The 646-nt window shown below is 51.9% G+C and carries 6 tRNA genes; all 6 read left to right on the forward strand.

The window, feature by feature from the left end:
• Window positions 1-48: 48 nt before the first annotated feature.
• A tRNA-Asn gene (locus ACN6NF_RS25575) sits at window positions 49-124 on the forward strand.
• A gap of 34 nt (window positions 125-158) precedes the next feature.
• Window positions 159-232, forward strand: a tRNA-Met gene (locus ACN6NF_RS25580).
• Window positions 233-235: 3 nt separating this feature from the next.
• Window positions 236-327, forward strand: a tRNA-Ser gene (locus ACN6NF_RS25585).
• A gap of 31 nt (window positions 328-358) precedes the next feature.
• A tRNA-Glu gene (locus ACN6NF_RS25590) sits at window positions 359-430 on the forward strand.
• A 6-nt stretch (window positions 431-436) separates the two neighbouring features.
• Window positions 437-512 (forward strand) — tRNA-Val (locus ACN6NF_RS25595).
• A 10-nt stretch (window positions 513-522) separates the two neighbouring features.
• Window positions 523-596 (forward strand) — tRNA-Met (locus ACN6NF_RS25600).
• Window positions 597-646 lie beyond the last annotated feature (50 nt).

Here is a 646-nt window from a genome sequence, read left to right on the forward strand (position 1 = left end):
TTGCACGCAGGAGGTCAGGGGTTCGATCCCCCTTGGCTCCACCAATATTCCCTGATAGCTCAGTTGGTAGAGCACTCGACTGTTAATCGAGTTGTCACAGGTTCGAGTCCTGTTCGGGGAGCCATATTTTTAATATTTCTGGATTTTATATATAAGGTGGCGGCATAGCTCAGCTGGCTAGAGCGTACGGTTCATACCCGTGAGGTCGGGGGTTCGATCCCCTCTGCCGCTACTCGGAGAGATACCCAAGTGGCTATAAGGGGACCCTCTGCTAAGGGGTTAGACTGCGTAAGTGGTGCGAGGGTTCGAATCCCTCTCTCTCCGCCATAAATTTATTAAATCAGAATTCATTTTGCAAGGCCCGTTGGTCAAGGGGTTAAGACACCTCCCTTTCACGGAGGTAACAGGGGTTCGAATCCCCTACGGGTCATAATATGGAGGCTTAGCTCAGCTGGGAGAGCATCTGCCTTACAAGCAGAGGGTCGGGGGTTCGATCCCCTCAGCCTCCACCATATTTTATATCGCGGGGTGGAGCAGTTCGGTAGCTCGTCGGGCTCATAACCCGAAGGTCGTAGGTTCAAATCCTGCCCCCGCAATTACTTTCAATTTAGAAAGTGCCTCTGGAACTGTGGTGTAGAGGCCTAAC

Source organism: Paenibacillus sp. TSM33 (assembly GCF_056099025.1).